The organism is Marivirga sp. (assembly GCF_035704835.1).
Lineage (GTDB): Bacteria > Bacteroidota > Bacteroidia > Cytophagales > Cyclobacteriaceae > Marivirga.
The window spans coordinates 46,526-67,599 of the sequence record NZ_DASSWQ010000082.1 but is presented as its reverse complement, the minus strand read 5'-3'; the positions used below and the strand labels follow the sequence as shown (position 1 = coordinate 67,599).

Here is a 21,074-nt window from a genome sequence, read left to right as displayed (position 1 = left end):
ATCCTTTTCAGCCTTAATGTAGTATTTTGATGAATTTTATATTTAGATTGTAAAACTACTTGACGAAGAGAGTGTTTAAGAAGTATATAAAATTTAGATTTTGGACAAAAATAAGATTCAGGTAATTGTAGTAGGTGGCGGCTTGGCAGGACTAATTTCTTCCATTTGTTTGCAAAAAGCAGGAGTTAATACTCTATTATTCGAAAAAAAGGAATATCCTTTTCACCGTGTTTGTGGAGAATATATTTCCAAAGAGGTAAAGCCTTTTCTTGAAAGAATGGATTTATTCCCAGATCATTTAAAACCTTCTGAACTTACCCGATTCCAATTATCTGATATTAAAGGTTCCATGGCTGAAGTTGATTTACCACTTGGCGGATTTGGAATAAGCCGCTTTCAACTTGATGACTTTTTATATCAAAAAGCTTTAAATGCTGGAGTAAAAGTAAAAACAAAAACAGAAGTAAGCGATATTGTATTTCAGGACAATGAGTTTAAAATCAATCTAAAAACCGGAGAAACCCTTACTTCAGAATTTGTAATTAATGCATATGGCAAAAGATCGAAATTAGATAAGACATTTGATAGACCTTTTATTCAGAAGAAATCTCCATTTTTAGGAGTAAAGTATCATGCTAAAGTAAATTTTCCGAAAGATCTAATTGGCCTCTATAATTTCAAGGGGGGGTATTGCGGAGTGAGTCATATTGAAGATGACAAAGTAAATATTTGCTACTTGGCCCGAAGGGAAAATTTAAAAGAATATAGAGGAATTGCAGAAATGGAAGAAGCTATATTACATCAAAATCCACTACTAAAAAATATTTTCGAAAGTTCTGAAATGCTATTTGACAAACCTGAAGTTATTAATGAAATTTCATTTGAACGGAAAGCTTCGGTTGAAAACCACATGTTGATGGCGGGTGATACAGCAGGTCTTATCACGCCACTTTGTGGGAATGGTATGGCTATGGCTATTCACAGCGGATATTTGGCTAGTTCTTCTATCATAAAATTATTCGAAGGGGAATTAAAAAATAGAAATGAGGTGGAGACTGAGTATCAAAATATTTGGCAGAAAAACTTTTCTAAAAGGCTTTGGGTAGGTCGAAAAACTCAAAATTTATTCGGTAATCAAATGAGGGCTGGTTTATCGGTAAAATTTCTTCGGAACTTTCCATCAATAGCAAAAAGCCTGATTCAACAAACACATGGAGAGGTTTTTTAATACTTGTGAAATTACTACTTAATAAATAAGCTTCCAACGAAAGGCCCATCTCCAACCTAGTTCATATTTCTGGATTTCCGCCAATTCTAAAATCTCCTTCCAATCTTTTTTAGTAAAGGCCCGCCATACAGATAGACATGCATCGTTTTGCACCATGGGAGATTTACTAAAAAATCGTGTAATCCACTTTATTGAATAATAAGCGAAGTGGTGCCGATGTAAATCATTAATAATTATTTTGTGAGATTGCTCGCGAAACTGTCTTAATAAATTGACCAAATCAGTTTGTGAGAAATGATGAAGAAAAAGTGTGCAGCTTAATACATCAAAATTTTTGGATTTAAAGCTCTCCGAAAAAATATCTTCTGCATGAAATGATATTTCTGGGTAGTCTTTGCAATGATTTTTGGCATATCTGATCACATTCGGGTTGGCATCAAATCCATGCAACTGAACCTTAATTTTTTGAATACGGCACCATTTGGCTATTTTCAAAAGCATTTCTCCACTTCCGCAGCCCAAATCTGCTATTTTCCATTCCTTTTGAGGATCGTTTTTAAAGATTTCCTTTACGGCATTAAGCGTTATGGCATTTCCACCCAGCAAATGATTTATAATATCTAATTCTTTTAGAGCACGATAAAGAGAAGGGCTGTCATCAGATAAATCATCCATGATTTCCTGTTCTTCAGATCGATAGGATAAATCAACTTTTGTCATTTCTCTACGCGCTCTAAAAGCATACTTTCCATCGTTAATCCGGGTCCAAAGGCAAAGCTTAAGATTTTATCTTTTGGTTGAATTTTTAGCCACATTTCTTCCAAAACATAGAGCACAGTTGGAGAGGACATGTTTCCAAATTCTCTTAATACTTTATATGCTGCTTCGTTGATTTCTGTAGGTAATTTTAAGCCTTTCTCTACAGCTTGTAATATTCTTTTACCACCAGGATGTATAGCAAATTGATTAATATCTTTTAAAGTCAATTGAAGTTTATCCATGAGTTCTTCACTCAATTTAGCAATATTTTGAGCAATTACTTCCGGTACATAACTGCTTAGCTTCATCTCGAAACCAAAATTACCAATATTCCAGGCCATTTCTTGCTCAGAGTTTCCTTCCACCACACTTTTAAAAGCTTTCATTTCAAGTGCTTTATCCGTTTTTTTATTACTGACCACTACAGCACAAGCACCATCGCCAAATAAAGTATTTGCCAATAAATTATCTTCCGTGTAGGTTGATTGAAAATGTATGGTGCATAGCTCTACGCAGACAATCAATACTTTTGCATCTTTCTCGGACCGAGCAATGTGATGAGCTGTTTTTAATGCATTAAAAGCCGCAAAACAACCCATAAACTGAATGGATGTACGCTCAATATCTGCATTTAAACCTGCGTTTTTAATCAATTGTATATCCAATCCAGGTGCAAACATTCCAGTGCAGCTTACCGTGATTAAATGTGTAAATTCTTTTGGGTCATATTTATTAAAAACCTTTTCTAAACTTTTTTGGGCTAGCGGTAAGGCATGCTTTTCAAATAATTGCATTCTTTCCGATGTATTGGGTAAGGCTTTACGGTCTTCCAACTTAGGATAAAACAACCAATCTTTATCATCAGAAAATTGGTAATCTGCAATTACTGTATGTCTTTTCTGTATGCCTGACATCCTAAAAATAGCTTTTAATTTTCGGCTATTTTCTTCATTTAGTTGCATGGCTTTTTGCATGAAGCCTGCTATATCATTTTGAGCAATGCTTATTTCAGGATTAGCAGGAGAAATCAGGTTGATGTATGGCATAGATAGTTCGTGAATGCTTATATTAACCGAAATTTTCGACTTTTGTTCCATGAAGAAAGCTATTCATATCCTTAGACATCTAAGAATCCCATTTTCCTTCTTTTTATTACCGGTTTATATATTCGCTTTGGGTATAAGTCCAAATTTTGGTGAAGATAGAATTTTATTAACATTTATACTTTTACATTTCTTTATCTATCCTGCAAGCAATGCATATAATTCTTACTTTGACAAGGATGAAGGCAGTATTGGACTGATGAAAACTCCGCCCCCAGTTTCTATTGGATTATACTACACCAGCTTAGTTTTCGATTTCATCGCGATAGCTTTAGCCTGGTTGATAAGTATGGAATTTGCACTTTTGGTTTTTGTATATGGACTAGCCTCCAAAGCATACAGCCATCCTGGTGTTCGGCTTAAAAAATACCCGTGGCTGGGCTGGTTTGTAGCTGGCTTTTTCCAAGGAGTATTTACATTCTATATGGCTTATGTCGGCATAAATGATTTCGGATGGGAAATAGCTTTAAAATGGAAAGTAATTTTGCCTGGCTTATTGACTTCAGCTTTTTTATGGGGTTCCTATCCTATGACGCAAATTTACCAGCATAATGAAGATGGAAAAAGAGGCGACCATACCCTTTCTATTTTGCTAGGAGTAAAAGGTACATTCCTGTTTACTTTAATTGCTTTTCTTTTGGCAACATTAGGGTTCGAATATTACTTCCTGAATTACCATACTGAAAAAATGGCCATTGCATTTCTACTATTTATGGCACCTACGGTCATATATTTCTTAGCCTGGTTTGCCCTCGTTCACAGAAATGAAAAATATGCTAATTTCGGCTGGACAATGGGGTTAAATATAATTTCTGCAATTTGCCTTAATGCATTTTTCATTTATTTCTTTATTCAGATTAGCCATTTATATCAGCTTAACCTTTAACCTCTGACTTTTGGTGAATTGCATCACCTATATATTTCAATACTTGCCTCAAAGCGGCTTTTCTAGTATCCTTTTCTCTCACGCTTGAATGGCGATGTAAAACAAATTGAAACTTTAAAGATGTGAAATTCTCATTGATTTTTATTATCCGTAATACGTAACTATCATCTTTAATATATTGATGATATTCGTGTAAAACATCAATAATATGTTTCTCAATAGATGCCACATCAGTTGCAAATTCATTTTTTAAATCAAAATCAAAGCTTACCTTCCTTATTGCTCTTTTGGTGTAGTTGAAGATTTGTGTTGTAAAAACCAGAGAATTAGGAATATAAATTAAGTCTTCATCATCATTGACGATGTGCATATTTACTAAAGTGATGTCGGTAACTGTTCCTTTTACATCTCCAATTTTAATTTCATCACCAATCATAACCTCTTCTGAGAACATGATGAGCATTCCATTTATCATATTAGCAATATAATCTTTCGATAAGATTGCAATTGCGGCTGCTACTATACTTAAAGAGGTGATAAGGTTTATAGGATCGATAGTAAATAAAAGGAGAATTGCCCCAATTAACACGAAAGTATGAATGATATTGGCAATATGATTTATGCCTAAAATAAAATTGCTTTTTACTCCTCTTGATAGTTTATGCTTCTGCTGATAGTAAAAAACAACAGCAAGTCTTATAAATGAAATCCAAAGGTCCGCATTAAGATAAAGCCGTAGTGCTTTGATGTAATGAGGGGGAATACCAATTTCCAGAAGTTGTGCTTTAAAATTATTTATGGCAACTAGGGCAGCAATAAAAGTTACTGCTTTAACAATAAACCATATTCTTTTCTTACGCTCTAGATTAACTGTGGGGGCAATGGATTTTTTATTCATTTTGCAAAGTTATAACAATCTAATAACACTATAAGTAGGTGCTCTCAGCTACATCCCTTATTTTTGTAAAAATATTTTACAAATTTAAGATGATAGATAAGAAAAGAAACCCTTGGCACGATATCCATTATGGAGATGAGGTGCCAGAGTATGTAAATGCCGTAATTGAAATTTCTAAAGGCAGCAAGGGTAAATTTGAATTGGATAAAGAAACAGGTTATTTAATGTTAGATAGAGTACTTTTCAGCTCTGTGCATTATCCTGCAAATTATGGATTTATCCCGCAAACTTATTGTGATGATAAAGATCCATTGGATATAATGGTGATTACTTCTATTGAATTACCCCCACTTTGTATGGTGAAAGCAAAAGTACTGGGTGTAATGAAAATGATGGATCAAGGTGAAGCTGATGATAAAATCATTGCAGTTGCCGCTAATGATATGTCTGTAAATTATATGAATGATATTGATGACTTACCTCCTCATACTTCTAAAGAAATGCAAAGGTTTTTTGAAGACTATAAAAAATTAGAAAACAAAAAGGTGGTAGTGGAAGATTTCTTTGATAAAAAAGAAGCACACAAAGTGATTCAGGATAGTATTGACCTGTATGATAAAACTTTTAGGAAATAATAGACTAGAATTTAATTTAAGTGAAAAGGCTATCTAATTTGAATTTTAGATAGCCTTTTTAATTTTTATTGGAAGGTGGTGAATCAGATTTTTGATATTTTGCCTCCTGAACTAGTATTTACATCCACCACAGATGGTTTTCCTCCATAGCTAATTTTTCCTGATGAAGATGCTTTTGCAATTAGCTTTTCTTGTACCTTTAATTCTATTCGGCCAGAAGAGCTTGCTGCTAAATCGGCATTTTCACAAGTGAAGTCGGAAGCAGAAATTCTACCTGAGCTGCTTACTTTTGCCTCAAAATTCTCTGCACTCCCATTTAATGTAAATTTACATGAACTGCTTACCTGCGCTTCTATATTTCCAGATTCAGCTGATAATTCAATTCTTGACGAGCTTGAACCTGATACCTCAATATTTATAGCTTTAACATTCAAATCCATTCTAGCTGAACTTGAACCTTTAATTTCTAAATTATTTGCTTCAATTAAATCTTCCGAAGTCATTCTTGATGAGCTGCTTGCCTTTAAGCTTTCCAGGTCCTGAAAATAAACTGTAACTGCTACTTCTACATTATTATACATTTTATTGGAAGCCATTCCAATCTTTAATGCTCCATTTTTTACTTCAGTAATTACATCCTCTAAGTCTCCGGAAGTACTAATTTCTACTTTAGGTTCACTTCCTTTTTTAAGTGTTACTCTGATACTGGCAGAGGAAGAAACTGAAGTAAATTCCGATAAAGATCGTACTTCCGTTTGCTGAGCTTGTGCTTGAATTGCAAAAATAGCAATCAATAGGACTAATAATAAGTTTTTCATTTTTCCAAAGGTTTGTTTCTAAGTAAAGATGCCAAGAAAAAAAATAAGTTGCATGGACATGCAAAAAAAATCATCTACTCCTTAAAACCATAAGCATAAAAAAGGACAACAAATAAAATTTTGATGTGCCTTAAGCTGATTTATTAAGTTAATTCCTTTTAGAATTTGTTCAACACTTTGTTTACCTCAGACTCAGGATTTGCACACTTTTCTCCCGGTTGCTTTCCGCAAAAGCCACAAGCCTCACCATCTTTATTGAGGAAAGGACTCTGTGAAGCACAGGTGCCTTTAAATTCTCCGTTTTTTATAAATATCAATCTTACAGACATTAAAATAAAAAACGCTCCTATTAATCCTATAGCAAATAAAAAAGTAGTCATAATTATTAATTTTTTAAGCTTTTTTCAGCTTAGCTCTACTGAGTTGCAAATTTAACAATCTATGTGCACAACGCCTATAAGGAACGCAAAGTTTCTTCCACTAAAATAAATCTCATATAATACGCTAGGCAATAGTTATTCTGTCCTTTCATCATGGGGATATTACTTATTCGCCTTAAATTGCATTTTCCTCATTCAATTATTGAAGCTATGAAAGAAGTACAAAAATACCCAGATCCAAGAAGAGAAAAGAAGCTAGCAGCCTTTGACAGACTACTTACCGTCATGGATCAGCTTCGTAATTTATGTCCGTGGGATAAAAAGCAGACTATCGAAAGTATCCGACACCTGACAATTGAGGAAACTTTTGAATTATCTGATGCCATTTTGGAAAATGATTTGGAAGAAATCAGAAAAGAGTTAGGAGATATTATGCTACATATCGTTTTCTATGCTCGAATGGCAGATGAGCAAAAAGCTTTTGATATGGCCGATGTGTTAGATGGAATTTCTGATAAACTTGTCAATCGTCATCCTCATATTTATGCTGATGTAGAAGCCAAGGACGAAAAAGCAGTGAAAGAAAACTGGGAAAAAATAAAGCTAAAAGAAAAAGGTAATAAATCAGTTCTTGGAGGAGTTCCAAAATCTCTACCTGCTTTAATTAAATCAATCCGCATTCAGGAAAAAGCAAGAGGGGTGGGTTTCGACTGGGATAAGAAAGAACAAGTTTGGGGAAAGGTGGAAGAAGAAATGCAGGAATTCAAAGTGGAAGAAGAATCTGGAAATAAGGAAAAAGCCATAGAGGAATTTGGCGATTTAATGTTCAGCTTAATTAATTATGCGCGCTTTGCGGGTATCAATCCTGAAGAAGCGCTTGAAAAAACAAATAAGAAGTTCATCAAACGATTTAATTACCTTGAGGAAGAAAGCAAAAAAGAAGGGAAGCAAATTTCAGAAATGAGCTTAAAGGAAATGGATGTTTATTGGGAAAAAGCTAAGAAGCTGTAGCTCTGCGTATAAAACAAAATAGAAAGTATTATTTGAATGCTTATTCCTAAAAGAATGAGTAAAGAACTTCGCTAAAAAACAACATACTTAATATTCCACTCAGCATGATAACTTTGCAAAAGTTACTTAAGAAATGATAATGCTTGACGGTATCAGCCAGACTTAATTTATGAATGAAATATATGACAAAAAGTGTCAATCCCGAGAAGTAGAAATATAAAATATCATTCTCCAAAAATTGAGTCATATAGAAAATTAGGAAGTAAAAACCAGAAATAAGAACATATAAAAGCAGTTTCGTTTTCCGGATTCCCCAGATGATAGGTAACGTTTTACAACCAAAATTAGCATCTCCTTTCCAATCTTCCATATCCTTTACAATTTCGCGTATTAAACTAATGGCAAATGCAAATAGTGCATAAATATGAACCAAAACGGGTCTTTGTCCAAAATAAAGGGAGATAATCGAAATTGAAAGTCCTGTTAAAGCCGCTACAATTAAATTTCCAATTAACGGTAATCTCTTTAATTGATTAGAATATAACCAGAGCATAAATGCCGCTATAAAGTGAATAGCTCCAATTTTCCAATCTAAAAAAGTTCCAATAATGATGGCTGCAAAATTTAGGAAAGAGTGCCAAAAAAGAACTACTCTTCGCTTGATAACTTTCCCAACTATGACCTTTTCTGGTTTATTGATGTAGTCAATTTTCACATCATAATAATCATTGATGATATAACCAGCTGCAGCTAAAAAAACAGTGCTTAAACTAAGAAGGAAAAGTTCAAGGTTAAAAACACGTATCCCCTCCAATAAAAATAGTGCCGTGAGGTATTGGGTAAACACTATAATCAGAAGATTTTGGATACGAATCAGCTTTACAAAACCTGGAAATGAAAAGTTCTTGGGCAACTGCTGTGTCATTTTAAAGCTTCAACTGATTTTGAATTAAATTTCACCAATCAATTGCGTTTGTCCTAATAGGGCGTCTTTTATTTTCCTAAAAATTATTTTTTCCTAAAAACTTTAGGTGAAAACGCCCAAACTGAGGAAGACATTTTTTGTATTTATTTTCGGTTAAGCGAAAATTCTTTTGTTTTCTTTTGAATCTTTTCCCGATGAATACGGGACAAGTAGTGGTAAAAAATCATGTTTGTAAATCCATACTAATGGCAGCAAATTTCTACCACAAAGAATCAAGAGGACACAAAAGTAAAATAATCTCAGTTATTATTAATCTTTAAAGCCATTTATCACTGATTGTCCAAAATATTCTGACTAATCAATCTGTAAATCTCCTGTACATTTTCATCACTTTGGAGCATTTCCATGTGCTTATCTAAAGTTTCCAAATCACCTCTTTTGGCAGGGCCTGTTTGCACAGATTTTGGAGAATGTTTTAAGGATTTTTCAATGGTTTCCGAAATCAGTGGATGAAGTAAAGAAAAATCCAATTGAGCATTTTTCATGATTTTCTCCGAAATACTCATCATGTGGTTGGTAAAATTACAAGCAAATACTGCCGCTAAATGCATTTGTTTTCGCTGAGCAGTAGAAACTATTTGAATATTCTTACTTAATGATTTAGCAAGGCTATTCAAAATCTTTAAGGCTTCCTTATTTTCGCTTTCCAATAAGAACGGAACATTTTCGAAATCAAGCTTTTTACTTTTTGAAAAGGTTTGCAAAGGATAAAAAACCCCAGTTGCAGCTGCTGATGAATACTCTAAAACATCCAGTCCTTTGCTACCGGAAGTATGAACCATCAGACTTTGTTCTGGCAACTTAATTTCTTGCGCAATACTTTGAATAGCATCGTCAGGAACTGCTAATATGAAAATTTGAGAAGGGCTGTCTGAGAAATCTAAGCTTTCTTTAATTTTAGCATTATATAAATTTCCAACCAACTTCTTAGCAGATTTTCCATCAGGTGTATAGACTTCATTTACAAAATGCCCCACGTTTTCAAGAGCAGGTGCCAAATGCCAGGCTACATTTCCTGCTCCTATAAAACTGATATGGTAAGCTGCATTTTTCACTCTAAGCCTTTTCGCTTCATTTTATAAAATTCAGAATATCTTCTGAAAATTGCCATTCCAAACCCAAATGTCAAGACGAAAGTGCCAATCCAAAGAAGATTTATCAATGGCTTTTCTAAAGCTTTCAAAATCACATAATCTTTCTGAGTAGTTCTTACTGATAGTGTGAAAGTATTAGATTCAGGTTTAATGTTTTCAATATTAATTTTCACACCAATTTCCCTATTTTCATCAGGAATTCTACCTGCCATATTATCACGAATTAAATAATATGGATTCAAGATATAATCTTCCCCATCTCCATACACTTTTATTGTAGCTCTAACAGCTAGGTCATCTCCTTTTAATTTCTCGCCTTCAATTTCTTCTACTCTTTTTACATCTTCTAAAACAGTGACAAAATCATTCAAGAAAAACTTCTCACCAAAAGTGACCTCCATAGTTTTTGGTTCTGACCATTCAATTTCCTGAGTTGGGTCAGGTACAGAAGAAACGTGAGTATATAAATCTTTTGTCAGTGTCCTTCTGATGTCTGGCGAGGAAATCAATCCACCCATATCGGCATTAATTTGAGCACGAGGGAAAAGAGAAAATTTATCACCATCTGCATGAAGGTAATCAACTTTATAATAGTGATTTGCTCCATAAACTTTTAAAGTATCTCCAACTTTTAAGATCTCATCATCTCTTTTGATTTCTCTTTTGACAATTTTAGAGTTCACATCTTGAGTATCTTCCACATAAGAAGCCTTCACATAACCGCCATCATGGCTTTCATAAAAACGACCTCTATAGGTAAGCGTATATTCCCCCATGGTTTGAGGGTCATTAATGAAAAGCGGAATATTTTCCTGATTAAAATTATCCTCTACTTCCTCCGAATTAGTTAATAATAATCCAGTTTTATTCAATGAAATAGTTTTAGAATAGCCGGTTGAAAATAAAATCCCCAAAAGCATCATACCCAAGCCCATATGCGCAATGGCACCGCCTGAAAGTTTATAATTACTTTTAACAATTTTGAAAAAGATTTTAGCATTTGCCACTATCGTATAAACAGATGCAATTACTAAAATTATATAGGCTATATTGCTCATCCCAGCCAAAACAATGATTAAAGCAGAAATCAATAAAGTGATAAGTATTGGAAATAAAAGTGATTCTTTTACTTCCGATTTTTTCATCTTCTGCCACCAAAAGAATTGTCCAGTTCCAGATAAAATAGCTAAACCTACTGCAAACCACATTTGCCATTTCGTATAAAATTCAATTTGATCAGCCGGAGGAGCTAAATTTGAAATACCGCCAAATGATTGAATAATAGAATTATAAACTGGAATAGAAGTCGGTAACAAAATTTGAAAACCCATTAAGCAGAGCAAAGTAGCACCCATAAAAATCCAGAATTCCCTTGAATAGGTAGAAACTTCTTTCTCTGTAGATGGGATATGTTTCCAGCGAACAACTGCTAATACAATTGAAATTATTAAAAAGCTTAATAAATATAGTAACAATTGACCTGACAATCCTAAATCAGTGAAGGAGTGAACAGATGTTTCTCCCAGCACTCCACTTCTAACCATAAAAGTGGCATATAAAACCATCAAGAAAACCGAAAGCACCAAAATGATGGAAGCTTTCAAAGCAGTTTCACTCTTTTTGTAGGTAATCATAGTGTGGATACTTGCCACTAAAACTAACCATGGCACTAAAGAAGCATTCTCTACTGGATCCCAGTTCCAGAAACCTTCAAAGTTCAAAGTTTCGTAAGCCCAATAGCCACCCATTAAAATTCCAACTCCTAAAATAGCAGCTGAGAATAACGCCCATGGTAATGCTGGTCTAACCCATCCTTTAAAATCCTTTTTCCATAATCCACCAATTGCATAGGCAAATGGAATTAAGGTTGTAGCATATCCTAAGAATAAGACTGGTGGGTGAATTACCATCCAGTAGTTTTGCAATAATGGATTCAATCCTGTTCCGTCTTCAGGAACATAATTAGGATTGATATTGAAAATTGGCGCATCCATTGCATCTCTTAATAAAATGAAAGGAGAGCTACCGATTTTGAAATCACCAATTACCACTCCTAATATCATGGAAGCAAGGAATGCCTGAACCACTGAAAAGCTCACCATTACGGAAGGTGCCCACTTTTTATTGGTCAATAATATGACAAAGCCTAAAAGCACATTCCAGAATGTCCATAGCAAGAAACTACCTTCCTGACCTTCCCAGAAAGAAGAAATAATATATTCCACAGGAAGTGCTCTGGATGAGTGACTCCATGCATAGAAGTACTCGTAATAATGATTGGAAATAATGGTAAAAAGCGTAGTAACGATACCAAAAACAGCTAAACCATGTAAAACAAAAGTAATTTGCCCATTTTTCAACCAGCCTTTTTGAAATTCGGGCAGGGGACTTTTTTCTGCTTTGTAGAAATTAAATATAGAAATAAGGGCAGTTACAAAGCTTATAATAACAAAAAGGTGACCAATGTCACCTATTGTGGTATGTATCATATTTATGAAATCAGATTAAATAACAGTTTCTTCTTGATATTTTGACGGGCACTTCATTAAAATCTTATCCGCAACGAAAGTCTCTTTTTGGAAGGAGCCAATTACAACCACTTGCTCAGATCGTTTAAAATCAGCAGGCATAGGCTCATTGTAAAATACTTCTTGTTCTATCCCATTTTCATCCACCATCAAGAAAGTGAAGGATAATTTATCATCAGAAGGATTTAAACCAATAATTTCGCCTTCTGCGCTTTTCTTCAATTCACCCACTACATGAATTTTTGTATTATTACCATCCATTGCCATATCATGAGCATCATTGAATGTAACATATGAACTGGCATCACCAGCAGTGGAAACAATCATCATAATAGCTGCTGCGATTACAATTATGCCAAAAATATAGGATTTTTTCATAATTAATTTTTTTCTGCGATTGAAACAAAGGTACTACCCAAATAATTCTTTATTCCCTCTCTTTTAAGGATTTTTCTATTTTTTTTACTTTTTGTTCCGTCATAACGGCATATATTGTGAACCCAACAAAAAGTGTAACGATAATGGCAACTAAAACATATATTTTTCCTTCGGATCTCATAGTATCTGCCATTTCAATTCTATCGTTTTCATAGTCTTCTTCTACTATTTCAGTTTTCTGGGCATAAAGACCCAAACTCATCGTCAGTAAAGTCAAAACCAAGAAATATTTAATCTTCTTCATCAATTTTTGATTTTATAAATGATAATCTAATTCTTAATTCCGTTAACCAAACGCCCAATAAAGTCCAACCGATAACGGCAGGATAAAAGACCATTCTTAATCTTCCATCTAATTCATAAGCATTGAAACCTGGGTTACCACCATTTCCTGGATGTAAAGAATCCGTTAACCTTGGCAAAATGAATAATAAGGGAATTAATGTGGCGTAGGCAAAAATATTATATACCGCACCGATTTTAGCTTTTTGTTGTGGGTCAGTAATGGAATTTCTTAACAGGATGTAGGCAAAATAAATAAGCATCCCAATTGCAGAGGCATTTTGCTTTGGGTCACTACTCCACGGTGCTCCCCAAGTATAATTTGCCCAAATCATGCCAGTAGCTAATCCTAAAATTCCAAAAAGGATAGAAGTATTGACTAACTCTATAGCATAAATATCAAATTTTTGATTGCCTGTTCTCAAGTAGCGGATCGAGAAAATAACAGAAGCAGTCAGCATAATAACCATTCCGAACCACATCGGCACATGGAAATGCATAGCACGAATGGTCTCATTCAAAATAGCTAGTCTCGGGGCATCCATGAGTAATCCAGCTATGAGTGTGTAGAACACCAGCGCAACCCCTATAATTTTCCACCAAGTTTTTCTCATTTCTTAACTTCTCCAGATAAAAGGAAATAAAATAAATGCCGTAGTAATTACAATTGCATCTACGGCTATTAAAGTAAATAGTTTGTCATTCATTAAACTAATGTCAATCCCATCTATTGCGTTATTTGAAAGCCTCACTGACATCAATAAAATGGGTAATAAAATCGGGAAACTTAGCACCGCCATCAAAGCTGTACTGTTATTGGCTTTGGAAACAATTCCCGAAACCAAAGTTAAAACACCTGAAAAACCAATTGATGCAAAAAGGATTGTCAAAAGGAAATAAATATAATTTGAAACAGGATTCCCTAAAATAAGCGCATAAACAGAAAAACCGATTAAGGCAATCAAAACTGAAAGCAATACATTGAAAATAAGCTTCCCACTTAGAATAACCTGTGGTTTGCATAAAGTGTAATAATACAACATTTTGCCTTCCCCTTCTTGTAAAAAACTTTTGGCTACTCCGTTTATATTAGCAAAAACAATAATAATCCAGAAAAGTGCATTCCATGTTAGCGTTTGCATTTGCCCTGTTTTCACATTAAAACTTAAATAACAAATGAAAATTGTACTAACCAAATAAAGCACTATCCCATTAAAAGCAGTTTTATTTCGCCACTCTAATTTTACTTCTTTATCAAAAATGGATATCACTTGTTTTATCACACTGCAAACTTAAGATATAAAGGCTAATAAGACATGGTAAAAACCGATTGTTGTGTGTAATTTGCATAAAAAAATGAACATGAATATTACACGAACCGAATTTGACGATTTATACATCATAAAGCCAACTGTTTTTGAGGATTCTAGAGGCTATTTTTTTGAAAGTTTTCACCAAAAGAAATTTGAGGATGCAACAGGGATTCAATGTGAATTCGTTCAAGATAATCAATCTCGCTCTACTTATGGCGTAATTCGAGGCTTGCACATGCAAGTTCCTCCTATGGCCCAAGCAAAATTAGTAAGGGTTTTAGAAGGTGAAGTTCTAGATATCGCTATTGATTTAAGGAAAAATAAACCTACTTTTGGCAAATCCTTCTCCATTCATCTTTCAGCCGAAAACAAGCATCAATTATACATTCCAAGGGGTTTTGCTCATGGAATTGTAGTGTTAAGTAAAGATGCAGAATTCTTTTACAAATGTGATAATTATTACAGCCCAGAAAATGAAAGAGGCATCATGTACAATGACGCCTCTTTAAATATAGATTGGAAAATTGATGTTGAAAAAAGAATTATATCTGAAAAGGATAAGAAAAATTTAGACTTTTCTAGTTTCCATTCTCCTTTTTAATCCCTCTTTTGCAGCCCTTGTTTTTTTCTCTATTTTATCTAAATATTGAAAGAATATACTTACAATGATAATTATTGATGCTATTCCTAATCCTGCAAGACCGCCAAAAAACCCTAACTTTATTAAACCTGGGCTTGCTGGTTCGGAATAAACTGTAAATCCATCAATTAACTCAAATTGGGGTTTAAGAAATAATTGTCTTTGTATTTCAAGTTTCTTCATGTAAGCACTTCTTGATTCATTAAATACAGAAATTGGATTAGTAATCTGGTCGTCAGCTAGTATAACATTATTAGATCCATCTCGATTTCTATCTCCCATTACTTTGATATTGTTGAATAAAATGTCTTTAAGGCTGTCTAATTCTGCTTCCTCTTCCTCTATAAGTGCATACTCTAACCTTAAAGTTGTATCAGAAATTTGTAGCCTTTTTTTGACGAATGGATTATTTCTAAAATAATTCAAAATTGGCTCTTCTAATTTAGGGATAGCCGAATTGTCATATACTTGAATATAAATCCTATAAGTAGATTTATTAGCCGCGCTAAGTTGTTCTACAAACCTATTAATTACCTCCTCATCTTCTATCTCATTTTTAAGTTGCTCTTTAAAGATTTCCAGCTCAATTATTTCTTCTTCTGAAACAAAAGGCTCATATCTGAATCCTTTGATATTATTCGCTAAAGCTGTATCGATATCTAACGCTATTGCTAATGAACCCTTATTTTCATCCTCAGCTAGCTGGCTCAGTTTATCAATTGAACTTTCCATAAGTCTGCTATTCAGATAAGTTGACCTTAAAAGAAGTGAACTCTCATAGTATTTTGGAACAAAAAAATGGAATACAATTCCTCCGAGACCACCTAAAATACCCAGCACAATTAATAACTTAATGTTATTAACTATTGCGTTTTTAATGCCGACTATAAACAGTATAAAATTTAAGAATATTCGATTGAAGAAATTTCCGATAGCGGAGAACAACTCTCTTAAATCTATTTCGTCTGAATTAGGATTGTTGTTTTGGTTTTTTTCTATCTCTGACATGATATATTAAAAATTTTCACAAATTAACAGAAGTTTTACAAACTAATGAAATAAAAACAGCAATGAATTCTATAATCTATAAGACAATCTCTATTTTTGACACAAAATAAAACCTTAAAATCTTGAAAACTATCTTAATTACCGGAGGTGCGGGCTTTATCGGCTCCCATGTTGTCCGCTTATTTGTGAACCAATATCCTGATTATAAAATTGTTAACCTGGATACATTGACCTATGCAGGTAATCTAGAGAACCTTAAGGATATTGAAGAAAAACCGAATTATATCTTTGAAAAAGGGGATATTACTGATGAAACATTCATCTTCAACCTATTTGAAAAATATGAATTTGATGGGGTAATTCATCTGGCTGCAGAATCACATGTGGATAGGTCCATCAGCAACCCGCTAGAATTTTTAAAAACCAATATATTCGGCACGGTCATCTTACTGAATGCAGCAAAAGAAAGCTGGAAAGATAATTTTGAAGGCAAACGCTTTTACCATGTTTCAACAGATGAAGTTTATGGCTCTGTTGACGATGGCGGTTTTTTCACCGAAGAAACTTCTTATGACCCGCAATCTCCTTATTCAGCTTCCAAAGCTGGTTCGGACCATTTCGTGAGGGCCTATGCCAATACCTACGGATTGCCTATCGTGGTCAGCAACTGCTCCAATAATTACGGGCCTAATCAATTTCCCGAAAAACTAATACCTCTGTTCATCAATAATATCAGGAATAACAAAGCATTGCCTGTTTACGGGAAAGGTGAAAATATTCGCGATTGGCTCTATGTAATTGACCATGCCACGGCCATTGATTTGGTTTATCATAAAGGGAAAAACAAAGAGACCTATAATATTGGTGGGTTCAATGAATGGAAAAACATAGATTTGATCAAAGTCATGTGCAAGGTGATGGATGAGAAGCTTGGAAGGGAAAAAGGAACTTCAGAAAAGCTGATTACCTATGTAAAAGACCGTGCCGGTCATGATTTAAGATATGCCATAGATGCCAACAAAATCATGAACGAGCTAGGTTGGAAACCAAGCCTCCAATTTGAGGAGGGGATTTCCAAGACCATCGATTGGTACCTGGATAATGAGGAATGGTTGAAAAATGTCACCTCTGGTGCTTATCAGCAGTATTATGATGAAATGTATCAAAAAAGAGACTAGAGCCTAGATATTAGAACCTAGACTTAAAAGTTATTTAGTCTAGACTCTGAAAATATTTTTAAATAAGCAGAACTAGTCTAGAATCTAGATTCTAGACCCTAAAAATCTAACATAATGAAAGGAATAATATTAGCAGGAGGATCAGGGACAAGATTACATCCATTGACCATTGCTTTGAGCAAGCAGCTAATGCCAGTTTACGACAAACCGATGATTTATTATCCGCTATCAACCTTGATGCTTGCCGGGATAAAAGACATTTTGATTATCTCTACACCCGAACATACTGGGCTTTTCAAACAATTATTGGGAGATGGTTCTCAACTCGGCTGCAATTTCGAGTATGCCGTACAGGAAAAGCCAGAAGGCTTGGCCCAGGCTTTCATCATAGGTGAAGAATTTGTCGGAAATGACGATGTGGCTCTGATATTAGGAGACAACATTTTCTATGGTTCTGGCATGTCTACTTTGTTGCAATCGAACAGCAAACCAGATGGTGGGATTGTGTATGCCTATCATGTGCATGACCCAGAGCGATATGGTGTGGTAGAATTTAATGAAGAAGGAAAAGCCATTTCAATAGAGGAGAAGCCCGAGAACCCGAAATCATCTTTTGCGGTGCCAGGAATTTATTTTTATGACAATCGTGTTATTGACATTGCCAAAAACATCAAGCCAAGCCACAGAGGAGAACTGGAAATCACAGATGTGAACAAGAAATATTTAGAAGAGGGAAAGTTGAAAGTGAGTGTTCTCAATAGAGGAACGGCATGGTTAGATACAGGTACTTTCTCATCTTTAATGCAAGCATCTGAATTCGTACGAGTAATTGAAGAGAGACAGGGATTGAAAATTGGATGCATAGAAGAAGTGGCCTTCCGCATGGGCTTTATAGATAAAGCCAAATTGCAAAAACTGGCTGAACCATTGGTTAAAAGTGGGTATGGTGAATATTTGATGCGTTTAATTAAGCAATCAAAATAAAAAATAATCAAAAGAACTTTTAAAAAGGTTGTCCGTAAGTAATATCTTTCCAAAAAACTTATGGCACAGCAAAATCAAACCTCTAAAACCACATTAGCTACAGCCTTCAAGACCATTATTTGGCCAAGAAGAAAATATATTTTTATCGGTTTAATTCTTATCATTATCAGCAGAGCCGCTTCTTTGGTTTTACCTGGTTCAAGTAAAATTCTAGTCGATGAAATAGTTCCAAATGGAGATTTGGAAATGCTAAAATACCTGATTTTTGCAGTAGTAGGAGCAATTGTAGTCCAAGCAGTTACTTCCTTTGCATTAACACAAATATTGAGCGTAGAAGCCCAAAATCTTATCGCTCAACTCCGCTCAAAGGTTCAGTCACACATCTTAAAACTTCCGATTCGCTATTTTGATAATGCCAAAACAGGGGAATTAGTCTCTAGAATTATGACCGATGTTGAAGGCGTTCGGAATTTGGTGGGAACAGGATTGGCTCAAATGGTGGGAGGAATATTGACTTCTATAGTTTGTTTAATAATTCTCATTACCATCAGCCCCATGATGACACTTTATGTCCTAGTTCCAGTGGCAATTTTCGGATTTATTTCTTTAAAAGCGTTTGGGAAAATCAGGCCTATATTCAGGGAAAGAGGGAAAATTAATGCTGATGTTACCGGCAGACTGACCGAAACCTTAGGTGGCATAAGAGTAATAAAAGGGTTTAATGCAGAATTTCAGGAAATCAGGGTTTTTGCAGAAGGAGTGGATAGATTGTTCAAAAACATCAAATCAAGCTTAACGGCCACGAGTCTAATTACCAGTTCGGCCACTTTACTTTTAGGTCTGGCCTCAGCCGGAATTATGGGCATTGGGGGGTGGATGATTATGAATGATGACCTGACTTTTGGTGATTTCCTTGCTTTCACGCTTTATCTAGGGTTTATGATTGCTCCAATTGTGCAGATGAGCAATATTGGAAGCCAACTAACCGAAGCTTTTGCTGGCCTGGACAGAACAGAAGAAATTATGAGTACCCCAGTGGAAACCGATAATCCAAATAGAACCATTGAATTGAAAGATTTAAAAGGGCATATTCAATTTCAAAATGTATCTTTTGCGTATGAGGAAGATAAAGATGTGGTCAAAAATATCAGTTTTGAAGCTTTTCCGGGTTCAGTTACAGCTTTTGTAGGAACTTCAGGTTCAGGAAAAAGTACAATATCAGGACTCGTATCTTCATTCTTGAATCCTGATGATGGTCAAATATTAGTGGATGGTCATGATTTAGAAAAAATTACGTTAGACAGTTATAGGAGTAAATTAGGCGTTGTATTACAAGAGGATTTCCTTTTTGAAGGAACGATTCGTGAAAACATATTATTCCCACGACCGAATGCGACAGAGGCAGAACTGCAAAATGCCGTAAAATCTGCTTATGTTAATCAGTTCACTGATAAGTTTGAAAAAGGACTTGATACGCAAATCGGTGAAAGAGGCGTAAAATTATCTGGCGGACAGCAACAAAGAATAGCAATTGCCAGAGCCATTTTGGCTAATCCAAAGATTCTTATATTAGATGAGGCTACTTCTAATTTGGATACAGAAAGTGAGCATTATATACAAGCAAGTTTAAAAGAGTTAATGAAAGGGAAAACCACTTTTGTGATTGCTCACCGACTAAGTACCATTAGACAAGCAGACCAAATCCTCGTAATAGAAGATGGTGAAATTGCCGAAAGGGGACAGCATGAAGAGCTCATCTCTCAAAAAGGACGATATTTTGACCTTTATACTTATCAAGCGCGAATCTGATTTAATAAATAACTAAAGTATTTAATCTATGTAGGAAAAAAACAATGGTTAACATAAATTTTAGATTGAAAAGGGCTTTTTAAGGAAAGAAATTAATATTGTACTATTTTAATATTAAAAATTAGTATAAAATTCTTGTATTGTTTCTATACAAAAGGAAGAATTCATTACGATTAAACTGCACAAAGTTTAAATATTACGCTTTACTTTTTTAGCCTTTTAGTAAAATAAATGAGGTTTAAATAAATTTGTAAGTATGATACCGAATATATTTAAACTAATAAAAAACTCTAGACTTAATGACAATCTCATTAAGGGAGCAATTTTTGTACTGCTATTTGTAGGGATGCTTATTAAATCATTTTTATCTAGCTAATTGTAAATTACTAAGATAATTCAAAATTCAATTTAGTTTTTTATTTAGCTTTGGCATATTTTTTGGTTACTTTGAGATAACTAAACAAAATAACCATGAAAAATATAGCATACTTCTCCTTAATTATTTTAGCAATAATTCAAAGTTGTACTTTCGGAGGTCAGGATGGAGAACCCGGACCTGTTGGTCCAGTTGGTCCTCCAGGTGTCGATGGACAAGAAGCATTCGTATTCGAATATATTGACTTAACCTTTTCGTCATCAAATGATTATAGTCTTCTTTTGGAATATCCCAGTGATTTTCAAATGTTAGAATCCGATAAAGTATTAGTCTATTTTCTATATCCTAATCCTGCAAATGATGAGATTGATTTATGGCGACTTTTACCTCAAACAGAATTTACTAATTTCGGAACGTTAGTTTATAATTATGATTTCACCATGTTTGATACTGTTCTGTTTTTATATTCTAATTTTGATCTCAACTTGCTAGATGCTTCATATACAGATAATTGGATAGCAAGGGTAGTGGTGATACCAGGGCAGCTTCAAACTGGAAGAAGTGTAGAATCAATTGATTATGAAAATTATCAAGAAGTAATTGAATATTACAATATTAAATCTGTGACTTCAGTTAATTAAATAAAACGAATCATTTAGGACTACGGATAATCTAATCCAATTTTATCCTTAGTCTTAAATTATATTTCCTTCGTCTTCTA

General features: G+C 34.3%; 22 protein-coding genes. 9 read left to right on the top strand and 13 right to left on the bottom strand.

Going from position 1 to position 21,074, the window contains the following annotated elements:
• Positions 1-100: 100 nt before the first annotated feature.
• Positions 101-1,228 carry an NAD(P)/FAD-dependent oxidoreductase gene (locus VFM92_RS14445; protein WP_325122937.1) on the top strand — a complete coding sequence of 376 codons (1,128 nt, stop codon included), beginning with the start codon at positions 101-103 and terminating at the stop codon, positions 1,226-1,228.
• 18 nt (positions 1,229-1,246) lie between these two features.
• Here the strand turns inward: VFM92_RS14445 and VFM92_RS14440 are convergent, their stop codons facing one another.
• Together VFM92_RS14440 and VFM92_RS14435 are read right to left on the bottom strand one after the other, a co-directional pair.
• Positions 1,247-1,948 (bottom strand): methyltransferase domain-containing protein, encoded by a 702-nt coding sequence (locus VFM92_RS14440; protein WP_325122936.1) that lies wholly within the window; start codon positions 1,946-1,948, stop codon positions 1,247-1,249.
• Complete coding sequence (locus VFM92_RS14435; protein ID WP_325122935.1) at positions 1,945-3,084, bottom strand: type III polyketide synthase; 1,140 nt, start codon at positions 3,082-3,084, stop codon at positions 1,945-1,947. Before VFM92_RS14435 ends, VFM92_RS14440 begins: the two co-directional genes overlap by 4 nt.
• On the opposite strand from VFM92_RS14435, the gene VFM92_RS14430 reads away from it, so the two are divergent.
• A complete protein-coding gene (locus VFM92_RS14430) occupies positions 3,083-3,976 on the top strand; it encodes a UbiA family prenyltransferase (protein ID WP_325122934.1) in 894 nt (297 codons plus the stop codon). The genes VFM92_RS14435 and VFM92_RS14430 overlap by 2 nt on opposite strands.
• Here VFM92_RS14430 and VFM92_RS14425 read toward each other — a convergent pair.
• Positions 3,966-4,874: a mechanosensitive ion channel family protein gene (locus VFM92_RS14425; protein ID WP_325122933.1), complete on the bottom strand. Its 909-nt coding sequence runs from the start codon at positions 4,872-4,874 to the stop codon at positions 3,966-3,968. The two genes, VFM92_RS14430 and VFM92_RS14425, sit on opposite strands and share 11 nt — an antisense overlap.
• An 89-nt stretch (positions 4,875-4,963) precedes the next feature.
• On the opposite strand from VFM92_RS14425, the gene VFM92_RS14420 reads away from it, so the two are divergent.
• The gene (locus VFM92_RS14420; protein WP_325122932.1) at positions 4,964-5,509 is read left to right on the top strand and encodes an inorganic diphosphatase; all 546 of its coding nucleotides are present in this window, start codon (positions 4,964-4,966) and stop codon (positions 5,507-5,509) included.
• An 83-nt stretch (positions 5,510-5,592) separates the two neighbouring features.
• Here VFM92_RS14420 and VFM92_RS14415 read toward each other — a convergent pair whose 3' ends face one another.
• Positions 5,593-6,327, bottom strand: a complete 735-nt coding sequence (locus tag VFM92_RS14415; protein WP_325122931.1) for a head GIN domain-containing protein — start codon at positions 6,325-6,327, stop codon at positions 5,593-5,595.
• A 158-nt stretch (positions 6,328-6,485) separates the two neighbouring features.
• Complete coding sequence (locus VFM92_RS14410) at positions 6,486-6,707, bottom strand: hypothetical protein (protein WP_325122930.1); 222 nt, start codon at positions 6,705-6,707, stop codon at positions 6,486-6,488.
• Positions 6,708-6,917: 210 nt separating this feature from the next.
• On the opposite strand from VFM92_RS14410, the gene mazG reads away from it, so the two are divergent.
• A complete protein-coding gene (gene mazG, locus VFM92_RS14405; RefSeq protein ID WP_325122929.1) occupies positions 6,918-7,718 on the top strand; it encodes a nucleoside triphosphate pyrophosphohydrolase in 801 nt (266 codons plus the stop codon).
• A gap of 46 nt (positions 7,719-7,764) precedes the next feature.
• Here the strand turns inward: mazG and VFM92_RS14400 are convergent, their stop codons facing one another.
• The 7 genes from VFM92_RS14400 to VFM92_RS14370 form a co-directional block, all read right to left on the bottom strand.
• Positions 7,765-8,643 carry a geranylgeranylglycerol-phosphate geranylgeranyltransferase gene (locus VFM92_RS14400; protein WP_325122928.1) on the bottom strand — a complete coding sequence of 293 codons (879 nt, stop codon included), beginning with the start codon at positions 8,641-8,643 and terminating at the stop codon, positions 7,765-7,767.
• Between the two features lie 329 nt (positions 8,644-8,972).
• Positions 8,973-9,758 (bottom strand): Rossmann-like and DUF2520 domain-containing protein, encoded by a 786-nt coding sequence (locus VFM92_RS14395; RefSeq protein ID WP_325122927.1) that lies wholly within the window; start codon positions 9,756-9,758, stop codon positions 8,973-8,975.
• Positions 9,755-12,286: a cytochrome c biogenesis protein CcsA gene (gene ccsA, locus VFM92_RS14390; protein ID WP_325122926.1), complete on the bottom strand. Its 2,532-nt coding sequence runs from the start codon at positions 12,284-12,286 to the stop codon at positions 9,755-9,757. Before ccsA (VFM92_RS14390) ends, VFM92_RS14395 begins: the two co-directional genes overlap by 4 nt.
• 15 nt (positions 12,287-12,301) lie before the next feature.
• Complete coding sequence (locus VFM92_RS14385; protein WP_325122925.1) at positions 12,302-12,703, bottom strand: cytochrome c maturation protein CcmE; 402 nt, start codon at positions 12,701-12,703, stop codon at positions 12,302-12,304.
• Positions 12,704-12,752: 49 nt separating this feature from the next.
• Complete coding sequence (locus tag VFM92_RS14380) at positions 12,753-13,007, bottom strand: CcmD family protein (protein ID WP_325122924.1); 255 nt, start codon at positions 13,005-13,007, stop codon at positions 12,753-12,755.
• A complete protein-coding gene (ccsA, locus tag VFM92_RS14375; RefSeq protein WP_325122923.1) occupies positions 12,994-13,659 on the bottom strand; it encodes a cytochrome c biogenesis protein CcsA in 666 nt (221 codons plus the stop codon). Before ccsA (VFM92_RS14375) ends, VFM92_RS14380 begins: the two co-directional genes overlap by 14 nt.
• 3 nt (positions 13,660-13,662) lie before the next feature.
• Positions 13,663-14,328: a heme exporter protein CcmB gene (locus tag VFM92_RS14370; RefSeq protein ID WP_325122922.1), complete on the bottom strand. Its 666-nt coding sequence runs from the start codon at positions 14,326-14,328 to the stop codon at positions 13,663-13,665.
• A 79-nt stretch (positions 14,329-14,407) separates the two neighbouring features.
• Between VFM92_RS14370 and rfbC the strand changes: the two genes are divergently transcribed.
• Positions 14,408-14,959, top strand: a complete 552-nt coding sequence (gene rfbC, locus VFM92_RS14365; RefSeq protein ID WP_325122921.1) for a dTDP-4-dehydrorhamnose 3,5-epimerase — start codon at positions 14,408-14,410, stop codon at positions 14,957-14,959.
• Here the strand turns inward: rfbC and VFM92_RS14360 are convergent.
• Complete coding sequence (locus VFM92_RS14360) at positions 14,927-16,006, bottom strand: hypothetical protein (protein WP_325122920.1); 1,080 nt, start codon at positions 16,004-16,006, stop codon at positions 14,927-14,929. The genes rfbC and VFM92_RS14360 overlap by 33 nt on opposite strands.
• A gap of 119 nt (positions 16,007-16,125) precedes the next feature.
• Here VFM92_RS14360 and rfbB point away from each other — a divergent pair, with 119 nt between their 5' ends.
• The 4 genes from rfbB to VFM92_RS14340 all read left to right on the top strand — a co-directional run bounded on the left by rfbB (position 16,126) and on the right by VFM92_RS14340 (position 20,994).
• Positions 16,126-17,184: a dTDP-glucose 4,6-dehydratase gene (gene rfbB / locus VFM92_RS14355; RefSeq protein ID WP_325122995.1), complete on the top strand. Its 1,059-nt coding sequence runs from the start codon at positions 16,126-16,128 to the stop codon at positions 17,182-17,184.
• A 114-nt stretch (positions 17,185-17,298) separates the two neighbouring features.
• On the top strand, positions 17,299-18,168 hold the full coding sequence (gene rfbA / locus VFM92_RS14350) for a glucose-1-phosphate thymidylyltransferase RfbA (protein ID WP_325122919.1): 870 nt from the start codon (positions 17,299-17,301) through the stop codon (positions 18,166-18,168).
• 60 nt (positions 18,169-18,228) lie between these two features.
• Entirely contained in the window at positions 18,229-19,977 is a 1,749-nt protein-coding gene (locus tag VFM92_RS14345) for an ABC transporter ATP-binding protein (protein WP_325122918.1), read from the top strand.
• Positions 19,978-20,448: 471 nt separating this feature from the next.
• A complete protein-coding gene (locus VFM92_RS14340; RefSeq protein WP_325122917.1) occupies positions 20,449-20,994 on the top strand; it encodes a hypothetical protein in 546 nt (181 codons plus the stop codon).
• Positions 20,995-21,074 lie beyond the last annotated feature (80 nt).

Coding starts and splice junctions, on each gene's coding strand:
- VFM92_RS14440 (WP_325122936.1), bottom strand. CDS start 1,948: ATGACAAAAGTTGATTTATCCTATCGATCTGAAGAACAGGAAATCATG.
- VFM92_RS14430 (WP_325122934.1), top strand. CDS start 3,083: ATGAAGAAAGCTATTCATATCCTTAGACATCTAAGAATCCCATTTTCC.
- VFM92_RS14435 (WP_325122935.1), bottom strand. CDS start 3,084: ATGGAACAAAAGTCGAAAATTTCGGTTAATATAAGCATTCACGAACTA.
- VFM92_RS14425 (WP_325122933.1), bottom strand. CDS start 4,874: ATGAATAAAAAATCCATTGCCCCCACAGTTAATCTAGAGCGTAAGAAA.
- VFM92_RS14420 (WP_325122932.1), top strand. CDS start 4,964: ATGATAGATAAGAAAAGAAACCCTTGGCACGATATCCATTATGGAGAT.
- VFM92_RS14415 (WP_325122931.1), bottom strand. CDS start 6,327: ATGAAAAACTTATTATTAGTCCTATTGATTGCTATTTTTGCAATTCAA.
- VFM92_RS14410 (WP_325122930.1), bottom strand. CDS start 6,707: ATGACTACTTTTTTATTTGCTATAGGATTAATAGGAGCGTTTTTTATT.
- mazG (WP_325122929.1), top strand. CDS start 6,918: ATGAAAGAAGTACAAAAATACCCAGATCCAAGAAGAGAAAAGAAGCTA.
- VFM92_RS14400 (WP_325122928.1), bottom strand. CDS start 8,643: ATGACACAGCAGTTGCCCAAGAACTTTTCATTTCCAGGTTTTGTAAAG.
- ccsA (WP_325122926.1), bottom strand. CDS start 12,286: ATGATACATACCACAATAGGTGACATTGGTCACCTTTTTGTTATTATA.
- VFM92_RS14385 (WP_325122925.1), bottom strand. CDS start 12,703: ATGAAAAAATCCTATATTTTTGGCATAATTGTAATCGCAGCAGCTATT.
- VFM92_RS14380 (WP_325122924.1), bottom strand. CDS start 13,007: ATGAAGAAGATTAAATATTTCTTGGTTTTGACTTTACTGACGATGAGT.
- ccsA (WP_325122923.1), bottom strand. CDS start 13,659: ATGAGAAAAACTTGGTGGAAAATTATAGGGGTTGCGCTGGTGTTCTAC.
- rfbC (WP_325122921.1), top strand. CDS start 14,408: ATGAATATTACACGAACCGAATTTGACGATTTATACATCATAAAGCCA.
- VFM92_RS14360 (WP_325122920.1), bottom strand. CDS start 16,006: ATGTCAGAGATAGAAAAAAACCAAAACAACAATCCTAATTCAGACGAA.
- rfbA (WP_325122919.1), top strand. CDS start 17,299: ATGAAAGGAATAATATTAGCAGGAGGATCAGGGACAAGATTACATCCA.
- VFM92_RS14345 (WP_325122918.1), top strand. CDS start 18,229: ATGGCACAGCAAAATCAAACCTCTAAAACCACATTAGCTACAGCCTTC.
- VFM92_RS14340 (WP_325122917.1), top strand. CDS start 20,449: ATGAAAAATATAGCATACTTCTCCTTAATTATTTTAGCAATAATTCAA.